Source organism: Pseudomonas chlororaphis (genome assembly GCA_001023535.1).
GTDB classification, from domain to species: Bacteria; Pseudomonadota; Gammaproteobacteria; order Pseudomonadales; family Pseudomonadaceae; genus Aquipseudomonas; species Aquipseudomonas chlororaphis_E.
In genome coordinates, this window is sequence record CP011020.1 from 2,270,075 (window position 1) to 2,292,366 (window position 22,292).

A 22,292-nucleotide genomic window follows, 5' to 3' on the forward strand; every position below is an offset into this window, starting at 1 on the left:
CCGTCGTGGGACGAGACCGATTGTTTCAGCAAGAGGCCGGTCGACAGACCGGCCCTCGCGGCGAGATCAGATGTCCAGCAGCAGACGAGCCGGATCTTCAAGCAGGTTCTTGATGGTTACCAGGAAAGTCACGGCTTCTTTACCGTCGATCAGGCGGTGATCGTAGGACAGCGCCAGGTACATCATCGGACGAATCACAACCTGGCCATTGACCGCCATCGGACGCTGGATGATGTTGTGCATACCCAGGATCGCCGCTTGCGGTGGGTTGACGATCGGGGTCGACATCATCGAACCGAATGTACCACCGTTGGTGATGGTGAACGTACCGCCGGTCATCTCGTCGATGGACAGCTTGCCGTCACGGGCCTTCTTGCCGAAGGTGGCGATGCCGCCTTCGATTTCGGCCAGGCTCATCAGCTCGGCGTTACGCAGCACCGGAACCACCAGGCCACGGTCGCTGGAGACCGCGACACCGATGTCGGCATAGCCGTGGTAGACGATGTCGGAACCGTCGATCGACGCGTTGACGGCCGGGAAGCGTTTCAGCGCTTCGGTGGCTGCCTTGACGAAGAACGACATGAAGCCCAGGCGCACGCCGTTGTGGGACTTCTCGAACAGGTCCTTGTACTTCGAACGCAGGGCCATGACTTCGGTCATGTCGACTTCGTTGAAGGTGGTCAGCATGGCCATGTTCGACTGGGCTTCGACCAGGCGCTTGGCCACGGTGGCGCGAACGCGGGTCATCGGTACACGCTTCTCGGTGCGGTCGCCGGCGGCAAACACAGGCGCAGCGGCGGCCGGAGCGGCAGCCTTGGCCGGAGCAGCGGCCGCTGGAGCGGCTTTCTTCGCGGCAACGGCAGCCACGACGTCTTCCTTGGTCACGCGACCGCCTTTGCCGGTGCCGGCAACGGAAGCGATGTTGATGCCGTTTTCTTCAGCGATCTTGCGGGCAGCCGGCGCAGCGACTGGATCGTCTTCGCCGTCGGCAGCCGGAGCAGCAGCCTGGGCGGCGGCCGGCGCGGCAGCAGCGGCCGGAGCAGCGGCGGCAGCGCCACCTTCAACGATCGAGCCCAGCACTTCGTCGGACAGAACGGTGTCGCCTTCGTTCTTGACGATCTCGCCCAGCACGCCGTCGGCGGTCGCCAGGACTTCCAGCACGACCTTGTCGGTCTCGATGTCGACGATCAGTTCGTCACGCTTGATGGCCTCGCCCGGTTTTTTGTGCCAGGTGGCAACGGTGCCATCGGCAACCGATTCCGGGAAAGTGGGGGCTTTGATCTCGATAGCCATTATCTGTGGTTCCTTAAATTCGGTTTCAGGTGCGCGAAGGCATTAAACAGTGAAGGCATCTTGCAGCAGTTTTTCCTGCTGCTCGGCGTGCATCGACGCATAACCACACGCAGGTGCAGCAGAAGCATCACGGCCGGCATATTCCAGGCCCAGGGCCTTGTTATGGTTGCCGATGCTGCGACGCAGGTGATGCTGGCTGCTGTACCACGCGCCCTGGTTCATCGGTTCTTCCTGGCACCACACCACGTGGGTGAGGTTGGTGTAAGGCGCGATGGCCTCCATCAGGTCTTCTTCCGGGAACGGATAGAGCTGCTCGATACGCACGATGGCGATGTCTTCGCGGCCTTCGGCACGACGTTTTTCCAGAAGGTCATAGTAGACCTTGCCGCTGCACAGGATCAGGCGAGTCACCTTGGCCGCGTCCAGCGTGTCGATTTCTGAAATAACGGTCTGGAACGAGCCTTCGGCCAGGTCCTCGAGCGTGGAGATCGCCAGTTTGTGGCGCAACAGCGACTTGGGCGTCAGTACGATCAGCGGCTTGCGCAGCGGACGGATGACCTGGCGACGCAGCAGGTGGTAGATCTGCGCCGGGGTCGTCGGTACGCACACTTGCACGTTGTGCTCGGCGCACAGTTGCAGGTAACGCTCCAGACGTGCCGAGGAGTGCTCCGGCCCCTGCCCTTCATAACCGTGTGGCAACAGCATGGTCAGGCCGCAGAGACGACCCCACTTGTGCTCGCCGCTGGTGATGAACTGGTCGACAACCACCTGGGCACCGTTGGCGAAGTCGCCGAACTGGGCTTCCCAGATCACCAGCGCATTCGGCTCGGTGGTGGAATAACCGTATTCGAACGCCAGGACGGCTTCCTCGGACAGCAGCGAATCGTACAGGTCGAAACGTGGCTGGCCCTTGTACAGGTGTTGCAGCGGAATGTAGGTGCTGGCGTCTTTCTGGTTGTGCAGCGCCGCATGGCGGTGCGAGAAAGTACCGCGGCCTACGTCCTGGCCGGTGATGCGGATCGGGTGACCTTCGAACGCCAGGGTCGCGTACGCCATGGTTTCGGCATAGCCCCAGTTGATCGGCAGGCCGCCGGCTTGCATCTTCTGACGGTCTTCGTAGATCTTGGCGACCTGGCGCTGGACCACGAAGCCTTCCGGGATTTCCAGCAGCTTGGCGGACAGTTCCTGCAAGGTCTTGAGGTCGAAACGCGTGTCGTGACGAGCGGTCCAGGCGTGGCCCAGGTAAGGACGCCAGTCCACGAACAACTCTTTGTTCGGCTCCTTGACCAGGCTTTTCACAACGTGCAGGCCGTTGTCCAGGGCGTTGCGATATTCATCGACTTTTTCCTGGACGCGCTCGGCGTTCAGCACGCCGGCCTGGGTCAGGCGCTCGGCATACAGTTCACGGGTGGTGCGCTGCTTGGCGATCTGTTGGTACATCAGCGGCTGGGTGCCACTTGGCTCGTCGGCCTCGTTGTGGCCACGACGACGGTAGCAGACCAGGTCGATCACCACGTCGCGCTTGTACTGCATGCGGTAGTCGATGGCCAGCTGGGTCACGAACAGCACGGCTTCCGGATCATCACCATTCACATGGAGGATCGGCGCCTGGATCATTTTCGCGACGTCGGTGGCGTACTCGGTGGAACGCGAGTCCAGCGGGTTGCTGATGGTGAAACCGACCTGGTTGTTGATCACGATGTGCACGGTGCCGCCGGTCTTGAAACCGCGGGTCTGCGACATCTGGAAGGTTTCCATGACCACGCCCTGACCGGCGAATGCCGCGTCACCGTGGATGGAAATCGGCAACACCTTCTCGCCGGTCGGATCGTTGCGACGATCCTGGCGGGCGCGAACCGAACCCTCGACCACCGGGGAAACGATTTCCAGGTGGGACGGGTTGAACGCCATCGCCAGGTGGACTTCGCCACCGGTGGTCATCACGTTGGACGAGAAGCCCTGGTGGTACTTCACGTCGCCGGAACCCAGCTCGACCTTCTTCTTGCCTTCGAACTCGTCGAACAGCTCGCGCGGGTTCTTGCCGAAGGTGTTGACCAGTACGTTCAGGCGACCACGGTGGGCCATGCCGATGACGACTTCCTTGGTGCCGTAGGAACCGGAACGCTGGATCAGCTCGTCAAGCATCGGGATCAGGCTTTCACCACCTTCCAGGCCGAAACGCTTGGTACCTGGGTACTTGGTGCCCAGGTATTTCTCCAGGCCTTCACCGGCCGTGACGCGCTCGAGCAGGTGGCTCTTGATGTCGGCGGAGTAGGTCGGACGGCCACGAACGCTTTCCAGACGCTGCTGGAACCACTGGCGCTGCTCGGAGTCGGTGATGTGCGTGAACTCAGCGCCGATGGTGCGGCAATATGTCTGCTGCAACGCTTCGTGAATTTCGCGTAGGCTCGCTTCCTCTTTGCCGATGAACAGGTCGCCGGCACGGAAGGTCGTATCAAGATCGGCATTGGTCAAGCCGTAATGAGTGATCGACAGGTCTGCAGGTGCAGGACGCTGCCACAGCCCCAGCGGGTCCAGCTGGGCTGCCTGGTGGCCGCGCATCCGGTAGGCCTGGATCAGTCGCAGCACTTCGACTTGCTTCTTCTCGTGCTCACTGCTCACGCTACCGGCAGATACCGGTTGGGCGCGGCGCTGGTTCTTCGCCAGCAGCACGAAATGATCGCGAATCGTCGAGTGCGAAACATCAGTGGCAGAGTTACCGTCAGCCGGCAACTTCTGAAAGTAGGTGCGCCATTCTTCTGGCACAGCGTTAGGGTCGTGCAGGTAGAGCTCGTAGAGCTCTTCCACATAGGCAGCGTTACCACCGGAGAGGTGGGCACTGTTCCACATGCGCTGCATCACGCTTTCTTGCATGCTTGGTCACCCTCGATTAGGGGAACACCACCGGCGAAAACACCGAGCAAACTTGCAGAAGTCCGAGTGCAGCGACTAAAACAAGCCACTTAGGATCACGCTGATAGTCCGGGTACCAGCCCGGATGCCCCTGCTTGTCTCATTTCTTCAAAATAAGAACCGCCGCTTTGTGAGCGGCTGTTCTGGTTATGCTACGACGCGGGTTGAAGCCCGCGCCCTAGCCTCTACGGGTACAGCGGTTCTACGGGTACAGCAGCTGAATCACACGCCGTTTTGCAGCAGCATGTTACGTACGTGACCGATGGCCTTAGTCGGGTTCAGGCCTTTCGGGCAGACGTTGACGCAGTTCATGATCCCGCGGCAGCGGAATACGCTGAACGGGTCATCCAGTGCGGCCAGACGCTCGGACGTCTTGGTGTCACGGCTGTCTGCCAGGAAGCGGTACGCTTGCAGCAGGGCGGCCGGGCCCAGGAATTTGTCCGGGTTCCACCAGAAGGATGGGCACGAGGTCGAGCAGCAGGCGCACAGGATGCACTCGTACAGACCGTCGAGCTTCTCACGCTCTTCCGGGGACTGCAGACGCTCGATGGCCGGAGCCGGCGTGTCGTTCTGCAGGAATGGCTTCACCTTCTCGTATTGCTTGTAGAAGATGCTCATATCGACGACCAGGTCACGGATCACCGGCAAACCTGGCAGCGGACGAACGATCAGCTTGTTGCCCTTCACAACGGCCGACAACGGCGTGATGCAGGCCAGGCCGTTCTTGCCGTTGATGTTCATGCCGTCGGAGCCGCAAACGCCCTCGCGGCAGGAGCGACGGTAGGAGAAGCCCTCGTCCTGTTCCTTGATCAGGGCCAGCACGTCCAGCACCATCAGGTCCTTACCACCGGTATCGACCTGGAAATCCTGCATGAACGGCGCAGCGTCCTGATCAGGGTTGTAGCGATAAACACTGACTTGCAACATAGCGGTCACCCTTAATAAGTCCGGACTTTTGGTTCGAAAGTCGGAACAGTCTTCGGCGAGAAGTTCACGGCACGCTTGGCGACGCGTTTTTCACCCGGGAAGTACAAGGTGTGGCACAGCCAGTTTTCGTCGTCTCGGTCTTCGTAGTCTTCGCGGGCGTGGGCGCCACGGGACTCTTTACGCACTTCTGCGGCGATGGCGGTGGCTTCGGCCACTTCCAGCAGGTTCTGCAACTCCAGCGCTTCGATACGGGCGGTGTTGAACGCCTGCGATTTATCGTTGATCTTCACGTTGGCGATTCGTTCACGCAATTGCGCCAGCTGGGCAATACCCTTCTGCATGTATTCGCCGGTACGGAATACACCGAAGTAGTTCTGCATGCAGCTTTGCAGCTCGCGACGCAGGGTGGCGACGTCTTCGCCATCGGTGCGCTCGTTCAGGGCGGACAGACGGGCCAGGGCCGCGTTGATGTCGGCGTCGGTGGCGTCGTCGTATTCGATACCGTCGCTCAGCGCCTTCTCCAGGTGCAGGCCGGCGGCACGACCGAAGACCACCAGGTCGAGCAGCGAGTTGCCGCCCAGGCGGTTGGCACCGTGAACCGATACGCACGCCACTTCACCGACTGCGAACAGGCCAGGGATGATCTGGTCGACGCCTTCGGCGTTCTGGGTGATTGCCTGGCCATGGATGTTGGTGGCAACACCGCCCATCATATAGTGGCAGGTTGGAACGACCGGCACCGGCGCGACGACCGGGTCGACGTGGGCGAAGGTCTTGGACAGCTCGCAGATGCCTGGCAGGCGGCTGTGCAGCACTTCCTCGCCCAGGTGATCGAGCTTGAGCATCACGTGGTCACCATTCGGGCCGCAACCGTTGCCGGCGATGATTTCCTTGACCATCGAACGGGCAACCACGTCACGACCGGCCAGGTCCTTGGCGTTCGGAGCATAACGCTCCATGAAACGCTCACCGTGCTTGTTGATCAGGTAGCCGCCTTCACCACGGCAGCCTTCGGTGACCAGTACACCGGCGCCGGCGATGCCGGTCGGGTGGAACTGCCACATTTCGATGTCTTGTACCGGCACGCCAGCACGCAGGGCCATGCCAACGCCGTCACCGGTGTTGATCAGGGCGTTGGTGGTGGAGGCGTAGATACGGCCTGCACCGCCGGTCGCCAGCACGGTGGCCTTGGAACGGATGTAGGTGGTTTCGCCGGTTTCGATGCAGATCGCGATCACGCCGACGAAGGCGCCGTCCTGGTTTTTCACCAGGTCAACGGCGTAGTACTCGTTCAGGAACGTGGTGCCGGCCTTCAGGTTGCCCTGATAAAGGGTGTGCAGCAGCGCGTGACCGGTACGGTCGGAGGCCGCGCAAGTACGGGCAGCCTGCCCGCCCTTGCCGTAGTCCTTGGACTGGCCACCGAACGGACGCTGGTAGATGCGGCCGGTTTCGGTACGGGAGAACGGCAGGCCCATGTGGTCCAGCTCGAACACCGCGGCCGGGCCTTCCTGACACATGTATTCGATAGCGTCCTGGTCACCGATGTAGTCGGAACCCTTGACGGTATCGTACATGTGCCAGCGCCAGTCATCGTTCGGGTCGGCCGAAGCGATGGCGCAGGTGATGCCGCCCTGGGCGGAAACAGTGTGCGAACGAGTCGGGAAAACCTTGGTGATCACGGCAGTCTTGTGACCGCCCTGCGCCAGTTGCAGCGCTGCGCGCATGCCGGCACCGCCGCCACCAATGATGATGGCGTCGAAAGAAATCGTAGGAATGTTAGCCATGAATCAGATACCCCAAAGAATCTGCACACCCCAGACGAAGTACGCGAACATCGCGACGCCGCATACCGCCTGGAAAAGGAAACGTATGGCAGTCGCCGACTTGCCGAACGCCATTTGCGTCAGGTAGTCGGTGGCGATGGTCCACATGCCGACCCAGGCGTGAGCGCCCAGTGCGACAAGGGCCAGCAGACTGAAGATACGCATCCAGTTGTTTGCGAACAGTTCGTGCCATTGGGCATAGCCAAGGCCAGGGTTTGCCACGACATATCCGATCAGGAAAATGAAGTAAGCCGCGAGAACGACCGCAGACACACGCTGCGCCATCCAGTCATAAAGGCCCGAACGCGAGAGGTTCGTAACGTTGGTTACCATATCCAGACTCCTGCCAGAACAATCACCACCACGGAAACGGCGATAACGATTTTCGAGCCCAGCTTGCCGCCTTCCAGCGTTTCACCGATGCCCATATCCATGATCAAGTGGCGCACACCGGCAACCAGGTGATACAGCAAGGCGGACAGGATGCCCCAAATCACTAGCTTGGCTAGCGGACTGGTCAGACACGCTTTCACCTGACCGAAGCCTTCTTCCGAGTCGAGCGACTTGTCCAATGCGTAAAGCATGATGGCCAGGCTGACGAAGAGGATGACACCGGAGATACGGTGAAGAATGGACGTGTAAGCAGTGACTGGGAGTTTGATGGTCCTTAGGTCTAGGTTTACAGGTCGTTGGCTTTTCACGGCTTTTTTTTCACACTGAAGAGCCCCTAACAATCAGGGCAAAGTTGTTGCGGCGCGCACTGGTCAGGTACTCACCACCCAGGGAGTGACGACCCCCAAGAAAGCAGGCCCAAAAGCCCCTGGCGGTCGGTGGCCGAGTATAGACAGTTAGGCTACTAATGACAACGCGTTCACCTTCCCCTAATAGCGCATTGCACATACCAGACAAAAGGCGTAAACGGCAGGTAATTTCGCGGAAAAAGTCCGGTTAAAGCCTTCTGGAGCAAGACTTTAGGCAAATTGACTTTCGGATTTATCTCACTATAGTGGTGCGGGCCCTGCGTGGGGGGTCTGTCTGATGATTCCAAGCATTAATAGGAGGCCACATGGCTGACAAAAAAGCGCAGTTGATCATCGAGGGCGCAGCCCCCGTCGAGCTGCCCATTTTAACCGGCACCGTTGGTCCCGATGTAATCGACGTACGGGGCCTGACGGCCACGGGCCGTTTCACCTTTGACCCAGGTTTCATGTCGACCGCCTCGTGCGAGTCGAAAATCACCTACATCGACGGCGACAACGGCATCCTGCTGCACCGCGGCTACCCGATCGAGCAACTGGCTGAAAAATCGGACTACCTGGAAACCTGCTACCTGCTGCTCAACGGCGAGCTGCCAACCACAGAGCAAAAGGCCCAGTTCGTCAGCACCGTGAAGAACCACACCATGGTTCACGAGCAGCTGAAGACCTTCTTCAACGGCTTCCGTCGCGATGCCCACCCGATGGCCGTCATGTGCGGCGTTGTCGGCGCCCTCTCGGCCTTCTACCACGACTCCCTGGACATCAATAACCCCCAGCATCGCGAAATCTCCGCGATCCGCCTGGTGGCCAAGATGCCGACCTTGGCGGCCATGGTCTACAAGTACTCCATGGGCCAGCCCATGATGTACCCGCGCAACGACCTGAACTATGCAGAAAACTTCCTGCACATGATGTTCAACACCCCGTGCGAGATCAAACCGATCAGCCCGGTGCTCGCCAAGGCCATGGACCGGATCTTCATCCTCCACGCCGACCACGAGCAGAACGCCTCCACGTCCACCGTACGCCTGGCCGGCTCGTCGGGTGCCAACCCGTTCGCCTGTATCGCCGCCGGTATCGCGGCACTCTGGGGCCCGGCCCACGGCGGTGCCAACGAAGCGGTACTGACCATGCTCGATGAAATCGGCGATGTCTCGAACATCGACAAGTTCATCGCCAAGGCCAAGGACAAGAACGATCCGTTCAAGCTGATGGGCTTCGGTCACCGGGTCTACAAGAACCGCGACCCGCGCGCCACCGTCATGAAGCAGACCTGCGACGAAGTGCTCAAGGAACTGGGGATCAAGAACGATCCGCAACTCGAACTGGCCATGCGCCTGGAAGAGATCGCCCTGACCGACCCGTACTTCATCGAGCGCTCGCTGTACCCGAACGTCGACTTCTACTCGGGGATCATCCTCAAGGCGATCGGCATTCCAACCAGCATGTTCACCGTGATCTTCGCCCTGGCGCGGACCGTCGGCTGGATCTCCCACTGGAAGGAAATGCTCTCCAGCCCGTACAAGATCGGCCGCCCGCGCCAGCTGTACACCGGCTACGAGTCGCGTGACATCACCAAGCTGGAAGATCGGCACTAAACCCCAGCCAGAAAAAACGGCCTCTTGAAGAGGCCGTTTTTTTTGGGCTGGGGTTTAGAGCTACGAGCTGCAAGCTGCAAGCTGCAAGCAAAAAAAATACCCCTGCCTCTCAACAGGGGTATTTTCCTACGCTGCACCGCATCTAACTTGCAGCTTGAAGCTTGAAGCTCGCAACTGCTTCTTAGTGATTTACCGCCCCACTCGCCCCCAGGCCCGTCTGCGAACGCACGAACTGCGGGAAGAACAGCGCTCGCTCGTTGGCCGCTTCAGCCGACTTGTCGGTGATGGAGAAGAACCAGATGCCCACGAAGGCAATGGCCATCGAGAACAGCGCCGGGTACTCGTACGGGTAGATCGGCTTCTCGTGACCCATGATCTGCACCCAGATGGTCGGGCCCAGGATCATCAGGCCCACGGCACTGACCAGGCCCAGCCAGCCGCCGATCATGGCGCCACGGGTGGTCAGCTTCTTCCAGTACATCGAAAGCAGCAGCACCGGGAAGTTGCAGCTCGCCGCGATGGAGAACGCCAGGCCCACCATGAACGCGATGTTCTGCTTCTCGAACAGGATGCCCAGGGCGATTGCCAGCACCGCCAGGGCGATGGTGGTGATCTTCGAGACGCGAATCTCGTCCTTTTCGTTGGCCTTGCCCTTCTTGATCACGCTGGCGTACAGGTCGTGGGACACCGCCGAAGCGCCTGCCAGGGTCAAGCCGGCCACCACCGCCAGGATGGTCGCGAAGGCGACCGCCGAGATAAAGCCGAGGAAAATACTGCCACCCACCGCGTCGGCCAGGTGCACCGCCGCCATGTTGTTGCCACCGAGCAAGGCACCTGCCGCGTCCTTGAAGGCCGGGTTGGTGCTGACCAGCAGGATCGCGCCGAAGCCGATGATGAAGGTCAGGATGTAGAAGTAGCCGATGAAGCCTGTGGCGTACAGTACGCTCTTGCGCGCTTCCTTGGCGTCACTCACGGTGAAGAAGCGCATCAGGATATGCGGCAGGCCAGCAGTACCGAACATCAGCGCCAGACCCAGGGAGAAGGCCGAAACCGGATCCTTCACCAGGCCACCCGGGCTCATGATCGCTTCACCTTTAGGGTGAACCTTGACCGCTTCGGAGAACAGCATGTTGAAGTCGAAGTTCACGTGCTTCATGACCATCAAGGCCATGAACGAAGCACCCGACAGCAACAGCACTGCCTTGATGATCTGTACCCAGGTGGTGGCCAGCATGCCGCCGAACAGCACGTAGAGGCACATCAGGATGCCCACCAGGATCACCGCGACGTGGTAGTCCAGGCCGAACAGCAGCTGGATCAGCTTGCCGGCGCCCACCATCTGCGCGATCAGGTAGAACGCCACGACCACCAGCGAGCCGCTGGCCGACAGGGTCCGGATCTGCTTCTGCCCCAGGCGATAGGACGCCACGTCGGCGAAGGTGTATTTACCCAGGTTACGCAGGCGCTCGGCGATCAGGAACAGAATGATCGGCCAGCCCACCAGGAAGCCGATCGAGTAGATCAGGCCGTCGTAGCCGGAAGCGAATACCAGGGCGGAAATCCCCAGGAAGGACGCCGCCGACATGTAGTCACCGGCAATCGCCAGGCCGTTCTGGAAACCGGTGATCCGGCCGCCAGCGGCGTAGTAGTCACTGGCCGACTTGCTGCGCTTGGACGCCCAGTAAGTGATGCACAGGGTCAGGCCGACGAAGGCCACGAACATGATGATGGCCGAGACGTTGAGCGGTTGTTTCTGCACGGCCCCGGTCAGGGCCTCAGCCGCCCAGGCACCCGGGGCGAACGCTGCAATGCTCGAGAGAGCCAGTAGACGCCGGATCATTGCTGAGCCTCCTTGAGAATCGCATTGTTCAGGTCGTCGAACTCGCCATTGGCACGTCGCACGTAGATACCGGTCAGGATGAAAGCCGAGATAATCAGGCCGACACCGATGGGAATGCCCCAGGTGATCGTCGACTCGGGCGCGATCTTGGCCCCGAGCACGTGTGGCCCGTAGGCAATCAGTAGGATGAATCCGGCGTACAGCCCTAGCATGATCGCCGAGAGAATCCAGGCGAACCTTTCCCTTTTTCTCACCAGCTCCTTGAAGCGCGGGCTGTTTTGAATCGAGAGGTAAATGCTGTCGTTCATTGTTTTTATCCTCGCAGCACAATTTAAGTTGGAACGACTCTACTCTATGCGGCCCAAGGCCAGGTTCCAGACGACCTTAGTATTAGAACGACATGACGGTTTTGCCAGTTTCCCGCAAACTTTTGCCATGGCTCTTCTGTGGGAGCGAGCTTGCTCGCGATTGCGGTCGCACATTCAATATAAATGCAAGCAGATATACCGCTATCGCGAGCAAGCTCGCTCCCACTGGAAATTGGCAAGACCGAAAGGTTGCAGACATAAAAAAACCGCATGACACGACGTCATGCGGCTTTCGGGATTACTGGATCAGGCGGATTACTTGCCAGTCCAATCCTTGACGCGGTCCGGGTGCTTGGCGACCCAGTCCTTGGCAGCGGCTTCAGGCTTGGCACCCTCCTGGATGGCCAGCATGACTTCGCCGATTTCGTCTTTCGAAGCCCACTGGAATTTCTTCAGGAAGGCAGCCACTTCCGGCGCTTTGGTGTCCAGTTCCTTGCTACCGATGCTGTTCACGGTCTCAGCCGCGCCGTAGACGCCTTTCGGGTCTTCCAGGAAGCGCAGTTTCCACTTGGCGAACATCCAGTGCGGTACCCAGCCGGTCACGGCGATGGATTCGTTCTTCTTCTCGGCACGGGTCAGCTCGGCGATCATGCCGGCGCCGGAACTGGCCTTGAGTTGGTAGCCGGTCAGGTCGTAGTCCTTGATGGCCTGTTCGGTCTTGAGCATCACGCCTGAACCGGCGTCGATGCCGACGATGCGTTTCTTGAAGGAGTCGTCGGTCTTCAGGTCCTCGAGGGACTTGGCCTTGACGTATTCAGGCACGATCAGGCCGATCTTGGCGTCCTTGAAGTTGGGACCGTAGTCGACCACCTGGTCTTTGTTCTTGGCCCAGTAGTCGCCGTGCGTCACCGGCAGCCAGGCCGAGAGCATGGCGTCGAGCTTGCCGGTAGCCACGCCTTGCCACATGATCCCGGTCGCCACCGCTTGCAGCTTCACGTCGTAGCCCAGCTTCTGCTTGATGACTTCGGCCGCGACGTGCGTGGTCGCGACGCTGTCGGACCAGCCGTCAACGTAGCCGATGCTCAGGGTTTTGGTTTCGGCACTGGCCAGTGTGGAGCTGATCGCCAGTACCAGTGCGGCACCTGCGCCCAAGAGTCGTCGCATCTTCATCGTTACTTCCCCGAAAGTGCTGCGCCCGACGGATGCCGAGCAGCGTCAACGTGTTGTTATGGTCACAGCGCCCCCATCACGCTCGCTCACCCAAACCGGTTCGAACGCCAGTGGAGTACTGACGCGTCGATCATCAACCTGCGCCGATCCGTATCCTGCTCTGTCAGCGACCTCGATAAACCGAGAAACGACATCAGAACGCCAGCTGCGACACGCAGCGCCCAACTAGCCATCACCGGGGCCGAACGTGTATCGTCCCGCTACTATTGCACCCACTGCGCGCCTGTTTCGTGCCGATCATGGCACTTGGCTTCGCTTCGGTGGTCATAGGCTGCGAACCTCATTCGGCACCTTCCTCTTAGGGATCTCGTCATGCTCCGTTCCTTGCGCTTCGCTGCCCTCTTCGGCGGCCTTATCCTGAGTGCGTCCGCGCTGGCGGCAGATATTGACGCCGCCAGTTATGGCTACCCCTTGACCAACCCGTTCGAGGCGACCATTGCCACCACCCCGCCGGACCTGCGCCCGGAGTTGCCGCTGATCGAGGACATCAATCAGTCCGACCACAGCCTGAAACTGCGCCCGGAACGCGAGTTCATCCTGCCGGACAACTTCTGGCCGGTGAAAAGCCTCACCTACCGCCTGGCCACCCAGGACAAGCCGGCACCGCTGATCTTCCTGATCGCCGGCACCGGCGCGCGCTACGACAGCAGCCTCAACGAATACCTCAAGCGCCTCTACTACAAGGCCGGCTACCACGTGGTGCAGCTGTCATCGCCCACCAGCTTCGACTTCATGAGCGCGGCTTCACGCTTCGCCACACCGGGCATTTCCAAGGAAGACGCCGAGGACATGTACCGGGTGATGCAGGCCGTGCGTGCGCAAAACCCCAAGCTGCCGGTGACCGAGTATTACCTCACCGGTTATAGCCTGGGCGCACTGGATGCGGCCTTCGTCGCGCACCTGGACGAAACCCGGCGCAGCTTCAACTTCAAGAAAGTCCTGTTGCTCAACCCGCCGGTGAACCTCTACACCTCGATCACCAACCTGGACAAGCTGGTGCAGACCCAGGTCAAGGGCATCAACAGCACCACCACCTTTTATGAGCTGGTGCTGAACAAGCTGACCCGCTACTTCCAGCAAAAAGGCTACATCGACCTCAACGACGCCCTGCTCTACGACTTCCAGCAATCCAAGCAACACCTGAGCAACGAGCAGATGGCGATGCTGATCGGCACGTCGTTCCGCTTCTCGGCGGCCGACATCGCGTTCACGTCGGACCTGATCAACCGTCGCGGCCTGATCATCCCGCCCAAGTTCCCGATCACCGAAAGCACCAGCCTGACGCCGTTCCTCAAGCGCGCACTGCAATGCGACTTCGACTGCTACCTCACCGAGCAGGTGATCCCGATGTGGCGCGCGCGCACCGACGGCGGCAGCCTGTTGCAACTGGTCGACCAGGTCAGCCTGTATGCATTGAAGGATTACCTGCAGGCCAGTTCGAAGATCGCTGTCATGCACAACGCCGACGACGTCATCCTTGGCCCGGGCGACCTGGGCTTCCTGCGCAAGACCTTTGGCGATCGCCTGACGGTTTATCCACTGGGCGGCCACTGCGGCAACCTTAACTACCGCGTCAACAGCGACGCCATGCTGGAGTTCTTCCGTGGCTAAATATCTCCTGCTTATTGCGGCGCTCCTGGGGGCGGGCATGGTGCACGCCGACGACGGCAAGACCGCTGCGCCAGCGGTGGTGGACCCGGATGGCTTCAAGGAACCACTGACCAAGCTCAAGTTCAACCCGGGGCTGGACCAGCGCGAATTCGAGCGCTCGACCCTCAACGCCCTGAACGTGTACGACCCGCTGGAATCCTGGAACCGCCGGGTCTACCACTTCAACTACCGCTTCGACCAATGGGTGTTCCTGCCCGTCGTCGATGGCTACCGCTACATCACCCCGAGCTTCGTGCGCACCGGGGTCAGCAACTTCTTCAACAACCTGGGCGACGTGCCGAACCTGATGAACAGCCTGCTGCAGTTCAAGGGCAAGCGTTCGATGGAAACCACCGCGCGGCTGCTGCTCAACACCACCGTCGGCATTGCCGGCCTGTGGGACCCGGCCACCGCCATGGGCTTGCCGCGCCAGAGCGAAGACTTCGGCCAGACCCTGGGCTTCTACGGCGTGCCGGCCGGCGCGTATTTCGTGCTGCCGATCTTCGGCCCGTCGAACCTGCGCGACACCTCGGGCTTGCTGGTGGACTACACCGCCGAATCGGCGATCAACTTCCTGAACGTCGCCGAAGTCAGCGCCAACCACCCGGAACTGCTGCTCCTGCGAGGCGTGGACAAGCGTTACCAGACCAGCTTCCGCTACGGCCAGCTGAACTCGCCGTTCGAGTATGAAAAAGTCCGCTACGTGTACACGGAGTCGCGCAAGTTGCAGATTGCCGAGTAGTTTGGGCGCCCCCAAAACCAGTGTGGGAGCGGGCTTGCTCGCGAAGGCGGTGTGTCAGGTAACCTATGTGCTAACTGACACACCGCCTTCGCGAGCAAGCTCGCTCCCACAGTTTTTGTTTTGCGTTGCCAGGTCTAGCCCTTCAACGCTTTCCAGATCTTGCCCACCGCCATCACCCCCGCCAACACCACCGCACCCGCCACGATCCCCGCCACCGCATTGAGCAACATCGGCACGATGAACCCCGCGCCGCCGGCGCTGGCCGCCACACCTTCGATCCAGTGGTGCACCACCGGCACACCGTGGGTGAGGATGCCGCCGCCCACCAGGAACATCGCCGCCGTGCCGATCACCGACAGGCTTTTCATCATGTAGGGCGCGGCGCGCAGGATGGCGCCGCCGATACGCTGGGCGGCCTGCCCCGGCTTTTGTGTCAGCCAGAGCCCCAGGTCGTCGAGCTTGACGATCCCCGCCACCAGGCCATAGACGCCGGCGGTCATGACAATGGCGATGCCGGAAAGCACGATCACCTGCTGGGTCAGCGTGGCATCGACCACCGTACCCAGGGTGATGGCGATGATTTCCGCCGAGAGGATGAAATCGGTGCGCACCGCGCCCTTGATCTTGTCCTTTTCGAAAGCCACCAGGTCGACCGCCGGGTCAGCCACTGCCTGGGCCAACTGCGCGTGTCCGGCCTGGTCCTCGGCGGGGCTGTGAAGAAACTTGTGGGCCAACTTTTCAAAGCCCTCGAAGCACAGGTAGGCACCGCCCACCATCAGCAGCGGCGTCACCAGCCAGGGCACGAAGGCACTGATCGCCAACGCCGAGGGCACCAGGATCAACTTGTTGATGAATGAGCCCCTGGCCACGGCCCAGACCACCGGCAGTTCCCGCTCGGCACGCACGCCAGAGACTTGCTGGGCGTTGAGCGCCAGGTCGTCGCCCAGCACACCGGCGGTTTTCTTGGCGGCCATCTTGGTCATCAACGCTACGTCGTCGAGCACGGTGGCGATGTCGTCGATCAGTACCAGCAAACTGCTTCCAGCCATGGAGGGGCTCCTTGAACAATAATGCCGCGCAGCATACCGCGAGCCGCGGCCCTCGGGGCATTCTTGAGCGCCGCGCGAGGCCGGTGCTACCATGCGCCACCGCCAGAACAGGCAAGGAACCCCTGGGTTTATGAGCACTATCCGCGAGCGCAACAAAGAACTGATCCTGCGTGCCGCCAGCGAGGAATTTGCCGACAAGGGCTTCGCCGCGACCAAGACCAGCGACATCGCGGCCAAGGCCGGCCTGCCCAAACCCAACGTCTACTACTACTTCAAATCCAAGGAAAACCTCTACCGCGAGGTCCTGGAAAGCATCATCGAACCGATCCTCCAGGCGTCCACCCCTTTCAATGCCGACGGCGTACCGAGTGAAGTGCTCAGCCACTACATTCGCTCCAAGATCCGCATCTCCCGCGACCTGCCCTTCGCCTCGAAGGTCTTCGCCAGCGAAATCATGCACGGCGCCCCCCACCTGAGCCCCGACCTGGTGGAACAACTCAACGCCCAGGCCCGGCACAACATCGACTGCATCCAGACCTGGATCAACCGCGGCCAGATCGCCCCCATCGACCCCAACCACCTGATGTTCAGCATCTGGGCCGCCACCCAGACCTACGCTGATTTCGACTGGCAGATCACCGCCATCACCGGCAAGGCGAAGCTGGATGAAGCCGATTACGAAGCGGCGGCGCAGACGATTACCCGGTTGGTGTTGAAAGGGTGTGAGACAGGCTGATACACCGAGTCGCTGCCTATTCGCGAGCAAGCCCGCTCCCACAGGTGCTGATGGTTGATACGAAAGATATGGACACCGCAACCCCCTGTGGGAGCGGGCTTGCTCGCGAATGGGCCGACTCGATTCAAGCTCAAACCCAGATCGCATCCCACAAAGGATAGTCGCCAAACCGTTTGACCAAACCGGCCCGCAATGGGTTGGCCACGACATACCGGGCAAGCTTGACCAGATTTTCTTCCCGTCGCAGCGCCCGGTCATGGTAGCCCTGCTGCCAGAGACTCCCCGTTCTCCCAGACTTCTCGTTGACGCCCCTGACACTTAAAGATTTCACCTGACACATCAACTGCCCTAAAGAGCCGCGATGCAGTTGGATCAACCAATGAAAATGGTCAGGCATTACGACGAAAGCCAACGAGTCTGCAATGCCACATTTCTCTATTGCCCTGAACTGGTGGATAACTATTCTGCCCAGACCGTAGTCCCTGAAAACAGGTTCGCGCTCCAACGTGTTGGCTGTCAGCAGATAGATGCGATTTGGCTCTGCCCATCGACCGATGCGCAGGCGATGCGAAGCTGAACGTGCAGGCATTCCATCGAGTCCTTTCCTGGATGAAGTCCTGAAAGGCTAGCTTTGGAATTGGAGAATCCTGGGGCCAACCTTTAGCCGGATGTGTCTGGTCGATCGCCTTCGCGAGCAAGCCCGCTCCCACAGGGGGTTTCTGGTGTTCATACATTTTGTGTCCACTAACCTGTGGGAGCGGGCTTGCTCGCGAAGGCGTTCGTCAACTCACCACCGCATCAAGCGCTCATCCCCACATCCGCTCCCAACCCCAACGCCTCGACAGCTCTCACCGCGCACTGCTCATCCACATCCGAAACATCACCACTCACACCAATCGCCCCTAACACCCTCCCGTCCTGATCCCTGATCAACACCCCACCCGGAACCGGTACCACGCTGCCCTGCCCCAGGCTGTTCAGCGCGGCAATGAAGGCCGGGCGTTGTTGGGCGTCCTGGGCCAGCAGGCGCGAGCCCTTGCCCAGGGCGATGGCGCCCCAGGCCTTGCCGATGGCGATGTGGGGACGAAGCAGGCTCGCGCCGTCTTCGCGTTGCAGGGCGATCAGGTGGCCGCCGCTGTCGAGGATGGCGACGGTCAGGGGGGCGGCACTGATTTCGCGGCCGGCGGCAAGGGTTTGGCCGGCCAGGTTGACGGCGACGTTCAAGGTTAGAGCGCTCATGGGTGCTGTCCTTTTTTTGTGATGGGAGAGCCTTTCGGGTTTCACTTCAAGCAAAACCGAACACCACAAATAGAACACAACAAAATATATTTTTGTATACAATAATTATCACAAAGCCCCTACACTGACGAAAAACACCCTTCCCCGTGGGCTTTCGACGAATAAAACAGGCGCTTGAGAAAATGGATTGACCTGCGCCGCTTAGCGTGAATACACTCGACGCACAGCCACTTGTATACAATTACAAAACGTAAGAGGCACAAAACCATGAGCAAAATGAGAGCAATCGAAGCCGCCGTCCTGGTGATGCGCCGTGAAGGCGTGGACACCGCCTTCGGCATCCCGGGTGCGGCGATCAACCCGCTGTACTCTGCCCTGCAAAAAGTGGGCGGCATCGATCACGTCCTCGCTCGCCATGTGGAAGGTGCCTCGCACATGGCCGAGGGCTACACCCGCACCAAAGCGGGCAACATCGGCGTGTGCATCGGCACCTCGGGCCCGGCCGGTACCGACATGGTCACCGGTCTCTACAGCGCCAGCGCCGACTCCATCCCGATCCTGTGCATCACCGGCCAGGCCCCCCGCGCCCGCCTGCACAAGGAAGACTTCCAGGCCGTGGACATCACCAGCATCGTCAAGCCGGTGACCAAGTGGGCGACCACCGTCCTGGAGCCTGGCCAGGTGCCCTACGCGTTCCAGAAAGCCTTCTATGAAATGCGTTCCGGTCGCCCGGGCCCGGTGCTGATCGACCTGCCCTTCGACGTGCAGATGGCCGAGATCGAATTCGACATCGACGCCTACCAACCGCTGCCCCTGGCCAAGCCTGCCGCCAACCGCGTGCAGATCGAGAAGGCGCTGAGCCTGCTGAACCAGGCCGAGCGGCCATTGCTGGTAGCGGGCGGCGGCATCATCAACGCCGATGCCAGTGAGCTGCTGGTGGAGTTCGCCGAGCTGACCGGCATCCCGGTCATCCCGACCTTGATGGGCTGGGGCACGATCCCCGACGATCACCCGCTGATGGTCGGCATGGTCGGCCTGCAGACATCCCACCGCTACGGCAACGCGACGCTGCTCAAGTCCGACGTGGTGCTGGGCGTCGGCAACCGCTGGGCCAACCGTCACACCGGCTCGGTGGATGTCTACACCGAGGGCCGCACCTTCATTCACGTGGACATCGAGCCCACGCAGATCGGCCGGGTATTCACACCTGACCTGGGCATCGTTTCCGACGCAGCCTCGGCCCTGACCTTGTTCATCGAAGTCGCCCGCCAGTGGCAAGCCGTCGGCAAGTTGAAGGACCGCAGAGCCTGGGTGCAGGACTGCCAGCAACGCAAGGCGAGCCTGCAGCGCAAGACCCACTTCGACAACGTGCCGGTCAAGCCCCAGCGCGTGTACGAGGAAATGAACCAGGTGTTCGGCAAGGACACCTGCTACGTCAGCACCATCGGCCTGTCGCAGATCGCCGGCGCGCAATTCCTGCACGTCTACAAGCCGCGCCACTGGATCAACTGCGGCCAGGCTGGCCCCTTGGGCTGGACCATTCCGGCCGCGCTCGGGGTGGTCAAGGCTGATCCGAGCCGCAAGGTCGTGGCGCTGTCGGGCGACTATGATTTCCAGTTCATGATCGAAGAGCTGGCGGTGGGCGCGCAGTTCAAGCTGCCGTACATCCATGTGGTGGTGAACAACTCTTACCTGGGCCTGATTCGCCAGGCGCAACGCGGGTTCGACATGGACTACTGCGTGCAGCTGTCCTTCGATAACCTCAACGCGCCAGAGCTCAACGGTTATGGTGTGGACCACATCGCCGTGGCCGAGGGCCTGGGGTGCAAGGCGTTGCGGGTGTTCGAGCCGTCCGGCATCCAGCCGGCGCTGCGCCAGGCCCAGGCCATGATCGAGGAGTTCAAGGTGCCAGTGATCGTCGAGGTTATCCTGGAGCGGGTGACCAACATTTCCATGGGCACCGAGATCAACGCCGTCAACGAATTCGAAGACCTGGCGCTGGTGGGCAACGATGCGCCGACGGCCATTTCGTTGCTTGACTGACACTGACGCCTCCACAGGCACTGCTGTTCATGAAGGACATCACCGGACCTGTGGCGAGGGAGCTTGCTCCCGCTGGCTGCGCAGCAGCCCATTTTGTGAGTGCTTTGCACTCAAGCGGGAGCAAGCTCCCTCGCCACAAGGGTCCCTACACCTCTACAGGAGATTGTCATGCCGCGTTTCGCCGCCAACCTGTCCATGCTGTTCACCGAGCAGAATTTCCTCGCCCGTTTCGAAGCGGCCGCCAAGGCCGGTTTCAGCGGGGTCGAGTACCTGTTCCCCTACGACTACAGCAGCGCCGAACTCAAGGCGCAGCTTGACGCCCATGGCCTGACCCAAGTGCTGTTCAACCTGCCGGCCGGCGACTGGGCCAAGGGCGAACGCGGCATTGCCTGCCTGCCGGACCGGGTCGAGGAGTTCCGCGCCGGTGTCGACCTGGCGATCGCCTATGCCCAGGTGCTGGGCAACACCCAGGTCAATTGCCTGGCCGGGATCCGCCCGCAGAACTGTGACGAGGCCCTGGTGCAGAAAACCTTCGTCGCCAACCTCAAGTACGCGGCCGAGAAGCTGCAAGCCAAGGGCATCAAACTGGTGATGGAAGCCATCAACACCCGCGACATCCCCGGCTTCTACCTGAACAACACCGCCCAGGCCCTGTCGATCCGCGAGCAGGTGGGCAGCGCCAACCTGTTCCTGCAATACGACATCTATCACATGCAGATCATGGAAGGCGACCTGGCCCGGACCCTGGCCGCGCACCTGGGCGAGATCAACCACGTGCAACTGGCGGACAACCCCGGACGCCATGAGCCGGGCACCGGCGAGATCAACTATCGCTTCCTGTTCGAACACCTGGACAGCATCGGTTATGCCGGTTGGGTCGGCTGCGAATACAAGCCCCTGACCACCACCGAAGCGGGACTGGGCTGGCTGAAAAACCATAACGCGATCTGATGCCGCGCGAGCTTTTGTGGCGAGGGAGCTTGCTCCCGCTCGGCTGCGAAGCAGACGCATGATTTTACCCGGCACGATTTCTGGGGCCGCTTCGCGACCCAGCGGGAGCAAGCTCCCTCGCCACAGAAACACCGGGCCCTAGACAACAAGAGGATTTTCCCCATGGCTAAAATCGGATTCATCGGCACCGGCATCATGGGCCACCCAATGGCATTGAACCTGCAAAAGGCTGGTCACAGCCTGTTGCTGTCCCAGCACCACGACGCGGCCCCGGCCGACCTGCTGGCCGGCGGCGCGGTGGCGCTGGCCAACCCACGGGAAGTGGCCCAGGAAGCCGAGTTCATCATCGTGATGGTCCCGGACACCCCTCAGGTCGAGGACGTGCTGTTCCGCGCCGATGGCGTGGCGGCTGGCGTCGGCGCGGGCAAGGTGGTGATCGACATGAGCTCGATCTCCCCCACCGCCACCAAGGCGTTCGCGGCGAAGATCAATGAAAAAGGCGCGCAGTACCTTGATGCGCCGGTGTCTGGCGGCGAAGTCGGCGCCAAGGCGGCCACCCTGAGCATCATGGTCGGCGGCGACAGCGCGGCGTTCGAACGCGCCTTGCCGCTGTTCCAGGCCATGGGCAAGAACATCACCCTGGTGGGCGGCAATGGCGATGGCCAGACCGCCAAGGTGGCGAACCAGATCATCGTCGCCCTGAACATCCAGGCCGTGGCCGAGGCGCTGCTGTTCGCCGCGAAGAACGGCGCGGACCCGGCCAAGGTTCGCGAGGCCCTGATGGGCGGCTTCGCCTCGTCGAAGATCCTGGAAGTGCACGGCGAACGCATGATCAAGGGCACCTTCGACCCAGGCTTCCGCATCAGCCTGCACCAGAAGGACCTGAACCTGGCCCTGCAAGGCGCCCGGGAGTTGAACATCAACCTGCCCAACACCGCCAACGCCCAGCAAGTGTTCAGCACCTGCGCGGCCCTCGGCGGCGGCAACTGGGATCACTCGGCGCTGATCAAGGGCCTGGAGCACATGGCGAATTTCTCGATCCGCGATAACTGATCCACCACAAAACCCTGTGGGAGCGAGCTTGCTCGCGAAGGTGTGTCAGCCACACATATGCCGTCTGGCACACCGCCTTCGCGAGCAAGCCCGCTCCCACAAGGGTTTCGCGCTGAATTCGAATAACAAGAACTCCGGG

General features: G+C 61.0%; 19 protein-coding genes. 7 read left to right on the forward strand and 12 right to left on the reverse strand.

The genetic code is table 11. The annotated features are described in order from the left end of the window. Positions 1–66: 66 nt before the first annotated feature. The 6 genes from VM99_09990 to VM99_10015 all read right to left on the reverse strand — a co-directional run bounded on the left by VM99_09990 (position 67) and on the right by VM99_10015 (position 7,657). Positions 67–1,293 (reverse strand): dihydrolipoamide succinyltransferase, encoded by a 1,227-nt coding sequence (locus VM99_09990; GenBank protein ID AKJ98374.1) that lies wholly within the window; start codon positions 1,291–1,293, stop codon positions 67–69. 42 nt (positions 1,294–1,335) lie between these two features. Then, positions 1,336–4,167, reverse strand: a complete 2,832-nt coding sequence (locus tag VM99_09995; GenBank protein AKJ98375.1) for a 2-oxoglutarate dehydrogenase — start codon at positions 4,165–4,167, stop codon at positions 1,336–1,338. Positions 4,168–4,428: 261 nt separating this feature from the next. Then, positions 4,429–5,133, reverse strand: a complete 705-nt coding sequence (gene sdhB / locus VM99_10000; protein ID AKJ98376.1) for a succinate dehydrogenase — start codon at positions 5,131–5,133, stop codon at positions 4,429–4,431. An 11-nt stretch (positions 5,134–5,144) separates the two neighbouring features. Next, entirely contained in the window at positions 5,145–6,917 is a 1,773-nt protein-coding gene (gene sdhA / locus VM99_10005) for a succinate dehydrogenase (GenBank protein AKJ98377.1), read from the reverse strand. Between the two features lie 3 nt (positions 6,918–6,920). Then, positions 6,921–7,289, reverse strand: a complete 369-nt coding sequence (locus VM99_10010; GenBank protein AKJ98378.1) for a succinate dehydrogenase — start codon at positions 7,287–7,289, stop codon at positions 6,921–6,923. Further along, the gene (locus tag VM99_10015) at positions 7,283–7,657 is read right to left on the reverse strand and encodes a succinate dehydrogenase (protein AKJ98379.1); all 375 of its coding nucleotides are present in this window, start codon (positions 7,655–7,657) and stop codon (positions 7,283–7,285) included. The genes VM99_10010 and VM99_10015 overlap by 7 nt, the downstream gene beginning before the upstream one ends. 365 nt (positions 7,658–8,022) lie before the next feature. Here VM99_10015 and gltA point away from each other — a divergent pair, with 365 nt between their 5' ends. Beyond that, on the forward strand, positions 8,023–9,312 hold the full coding sequence (gene gltA, locus VM99_10020) for a type II citrate synthase (GenBank protein ID AKJ98380.1): 1,290 nt from the start codon (positions 8,023–8,025) through the stop codon (positions 9,310–9,312). Between the two features lie 181 nt (positions 9,313–9,493). Here gltA and actP read toward each other — a convergent pair whose 3' ends face one another. From actP to VM99_10035, 3 genes are all read right to left on the reverse strand, one after another. Next, positions 9,494–11,152 carry an acetate permease gene (gene actP / locus VM99_10025; protein ID AKJ98381.1) on the reverse strand — a complete coding sequence of 553 codons (1,659 nt, stop codon included), beginning with the start codon at positions 11,150–11,152 and terminating at the stop codon, positions 9,494–9,496. Next, positions 11,149–11,460, reverse strand: a complete 312-nt coding sequence (locus tag VM99_10030) for a membrane protein (protein AKJ98382.1) — start codon at positions 11,458–11,460, stop codon at positions 11,149–11,151. Before VM99_10030 ends, actP begins: the two co-directional genes overlap by 4 nt. A gap of 315 nt (positions 11,461–11,775) precedes the next feature. Beyond that, a complete protein-coding gene (locus VM99_10035) occupies positions 11,776–12,630 on the reverse strand; it encodes a glycine/betaine ABC transporter substrate-binding protein (GenBank protein ID AKJ98383.1) in 855 nt (284 codons plus the stop codon). Between the two features lie 372 nt (positions 12,631–13,002). On the opposite strand from VM99_10035, the gene VM99_10040 reads away from it, so the two are divergent. Together VM99_10040 and VM99_10045 are read left to right on the forward strand one after the other, a co-directional pair. After that, a complete protein-coding gene (locus VM99_10040; GenBank protein AKJ98384.1) occupies positions 13,003–14,301 on the forward strand; it encodes a serine/threonine protein kinase in 1,299 nt (432 codons plus the stop codon). Continuing rightward, positions 14,294–15,082 (forward strand): ABC transporter, encoded by a 789-nt coding sequence (locus VM99_10045; protein AKJ98385.1) that lies wholly within the window; start codon positions 14,294–14,296, stop codon positions 15,080–15,082. Before VM99_10040 ends, VM99_10045 begins: the two co-directional genes overlap by 8 nt. Before the next feature lie 134 nt (positions 15,083–15,216). On the opposite strand, the gene VM99_10050 is transcribed toward VM99_10045, so the two are convergent. After that, positions 15,217–16,131 (reverse strand): membrane protein, encoded by a 915-nt coding sequence (locus VM99_10050; protein AKJ98386.1) that lies wholly within the window; start codon positions 16,129–16,131, stop codon positions 15,217–15,219. 130 nt (positions 16,132–16,261) lie between these two features. On the opposite strand from VM99_10050, the gene VM99_10055 reads away from it, so the two are divergent. Beyond that, positions 16,262–16,867: a TetR family transcriptional regulator gene (locus VM99_10055; protein ID AKJ98387.1), complete on the forward strand. Its 606-nt coding sequence runs from the start codon at positions 16,262–16,264 to the stop codon at positions 16,865–16,867. 130 nt (positions 16,868–16,997) lie between these two features. Here the strand turns inward: VM99_10055 and VM99_10060 are convergent, their stop codons facing one another. Beyond that, positions 16,998–17,456, reverse strand: a complete 459-nt coding sequence (locus VM99_10060; GenBank protein ID AKJ98388.1) for a transposase — start codon at positions 17,454–17,456, stop codon at positions 16,998–17,000. 209 nt (positions 17,457–17,665) lie between these two features. Next, positions 17,666–18,106 (reverse strand): GlcG protein, encoded by a 441-nt coding sequence (locus VM99_10065; protein AKJ98389.1) that lies wholly within the window; start codon positions 18,104–18,106, stop codon positions 17,666–17,668. A gap of 267 nt (positions 18,107–18,373) precedes the next feature. Between VM99_10065 and VM99_10070 the strand changes: the two genes are divergently transcribed. The 3 genes from VM99_10070 to VM99_10080 all read left to right on the forward strand — a co-directional run bounded on the left by VM99_10070 (position 18,374) and on the right by VM99_10080 (position 22,153). Next, entirely contained in the window at positions 18,374–20,149 is a 1,776-nt protein-coding gene (locus VM99_10070) for a glyoxylate carboligase (protein ID AKJ98390.1), read from the forward strand. A gap of 168 nt (positions 20,150–20,317) precedes the next feature. Then, positions 20,318–21,100, forward strand: a complete 783-nt coding sequence (locus VM99_10075) for a hydroxypyruvate isomerase (GenBank protein ID AKJ98391.1) — start codon at positions 20,318–20,320, stop codon at positions 21,098–21,100. A 162-nt stretch (positions 21,101–21,262) separates the two neighbouring features. After that, positions 21,263–22,153 (forward strand): tartronate semialdehyde reductase, encoded by an 891-nt coding sequence (locus tag VM99_10080; GenBank protein AKJ98392.1) that lies wholly within the window; start codon positions 21,263–21,265, stop codon positions 22,151–22,153. Positions 22,154–22,292 lie beyond the last annotated feature (139 nt).

Coding starts and splice junctions, on each gene's coding strand:
- VM99_09990 (AKJ98374.1), bottom strand. CDS start 1,293: ATGGCTATCGAGATCAAAGCCCCCACTTTCCCGGAATCGGTTGCCGAT.
- VM99_09995 (AKJ98375.1), bottom strand. CDS start 4,167: ATGCAAGAAAGCGTGATGCAGCGCATGTGGAACAGTGCCCACCTCTCC.
- sdhB (AKJ98376.1), bottom strand. CDS start 5,133: ATGTTGCAAGTCAGTGTTTATCGCTACAACCCTGATCAGGACGCTGCG.
- sdhA (AKJ98377.1), bottom strand. CDS start 6,917: ATGGCTAACATTCCTACGATTTCTTTCGACGCCATCATCATTGGTGGC.
- VM99_10010 (AKJ98378.1), bottom strand. CDS start 7,289: ATGGTAACCAACGTTACGAACCTCTCGCGTTCGGGCCTTTATGACTGG.
- gltA (AKJ98380.1), top strand. CDS start 8,023: ATGGCTGACAAAAAAGCGCAGTTGATCATCGAGGGCGCAGCCCCCGTC.
- actP (AKJ98381.1), bottom strand. CDS start 11,152: ATGATCCGGCGTCTACTGGCTCTCTCGAGCATTGCAGCGTTCGCCCCG.
- VM99_10030 (AKJ98382.1), bottom strand. CDS start 11,460: ATGAACGACAGCATTTACCTCTCGATTCAAAACAGCCCGCGCTTCAAG.
- VM99_10035 (AKJ98383.1), bottom strand. CDS start 12,630: ATGAAGATGCGACGACTCTTGGGCGCAGGTGCCGCACTGGTACTGGCG.
- VM99_10040 (AKJ98384.1), top strand. CDS start 13,003: ATGCTCCGTTCCTTGCGCTTCGCTGCCCTCTTCGGCGGCCTTATCCTG.
- VM99_10050 (AKJ98386.1), bottom strand. CDS start 16,131: ATGGCTGGAAGCAGTTTGCTGGTACTGATCGACGACATCGCCACCGTG.
- VM99_10055 (AKJ98387.1), top strand. CDS start 16,262: ATGAGCACTATCCGCGAGCGCAACAAAGAACTGATCCTGCGTGCCGCC.
- VM99_10060 (AKJ98388.1), bottom strand. CDS start 17,456: ATGCCTGCACGTTCAGCTTCGCATCGCCTGCGCATCGGTCGATGGGCA.
- VM99_10065 (AKJ98389.1), bottom strand. CDS start 18,106: ATGAGCGCTCTAACCTTGAACGTCGCCGTCAACCTGGCCGGCCAAACC.
- VM99_10070 (AKJ98390.1), top strand. CDS start 18,374: ATGAGCAAAATGAGAGCAATCGAAGCCGCCGTCCTGGTGATGCGCCGT.
- VM99_10075 (AKJ98391.1), top strand. CDS start 20,318: ATGCCGCGTTTCGCCGCCAACCTGTCCATGCTGTTCACCGAGCAGAAT.
- VM99_10080 (AKJ98392.1), top strand. CDS start 21,263: ATGGCTAAAATCGGATTCATCGGCACCGGCATCATGGGCCACCCAATG.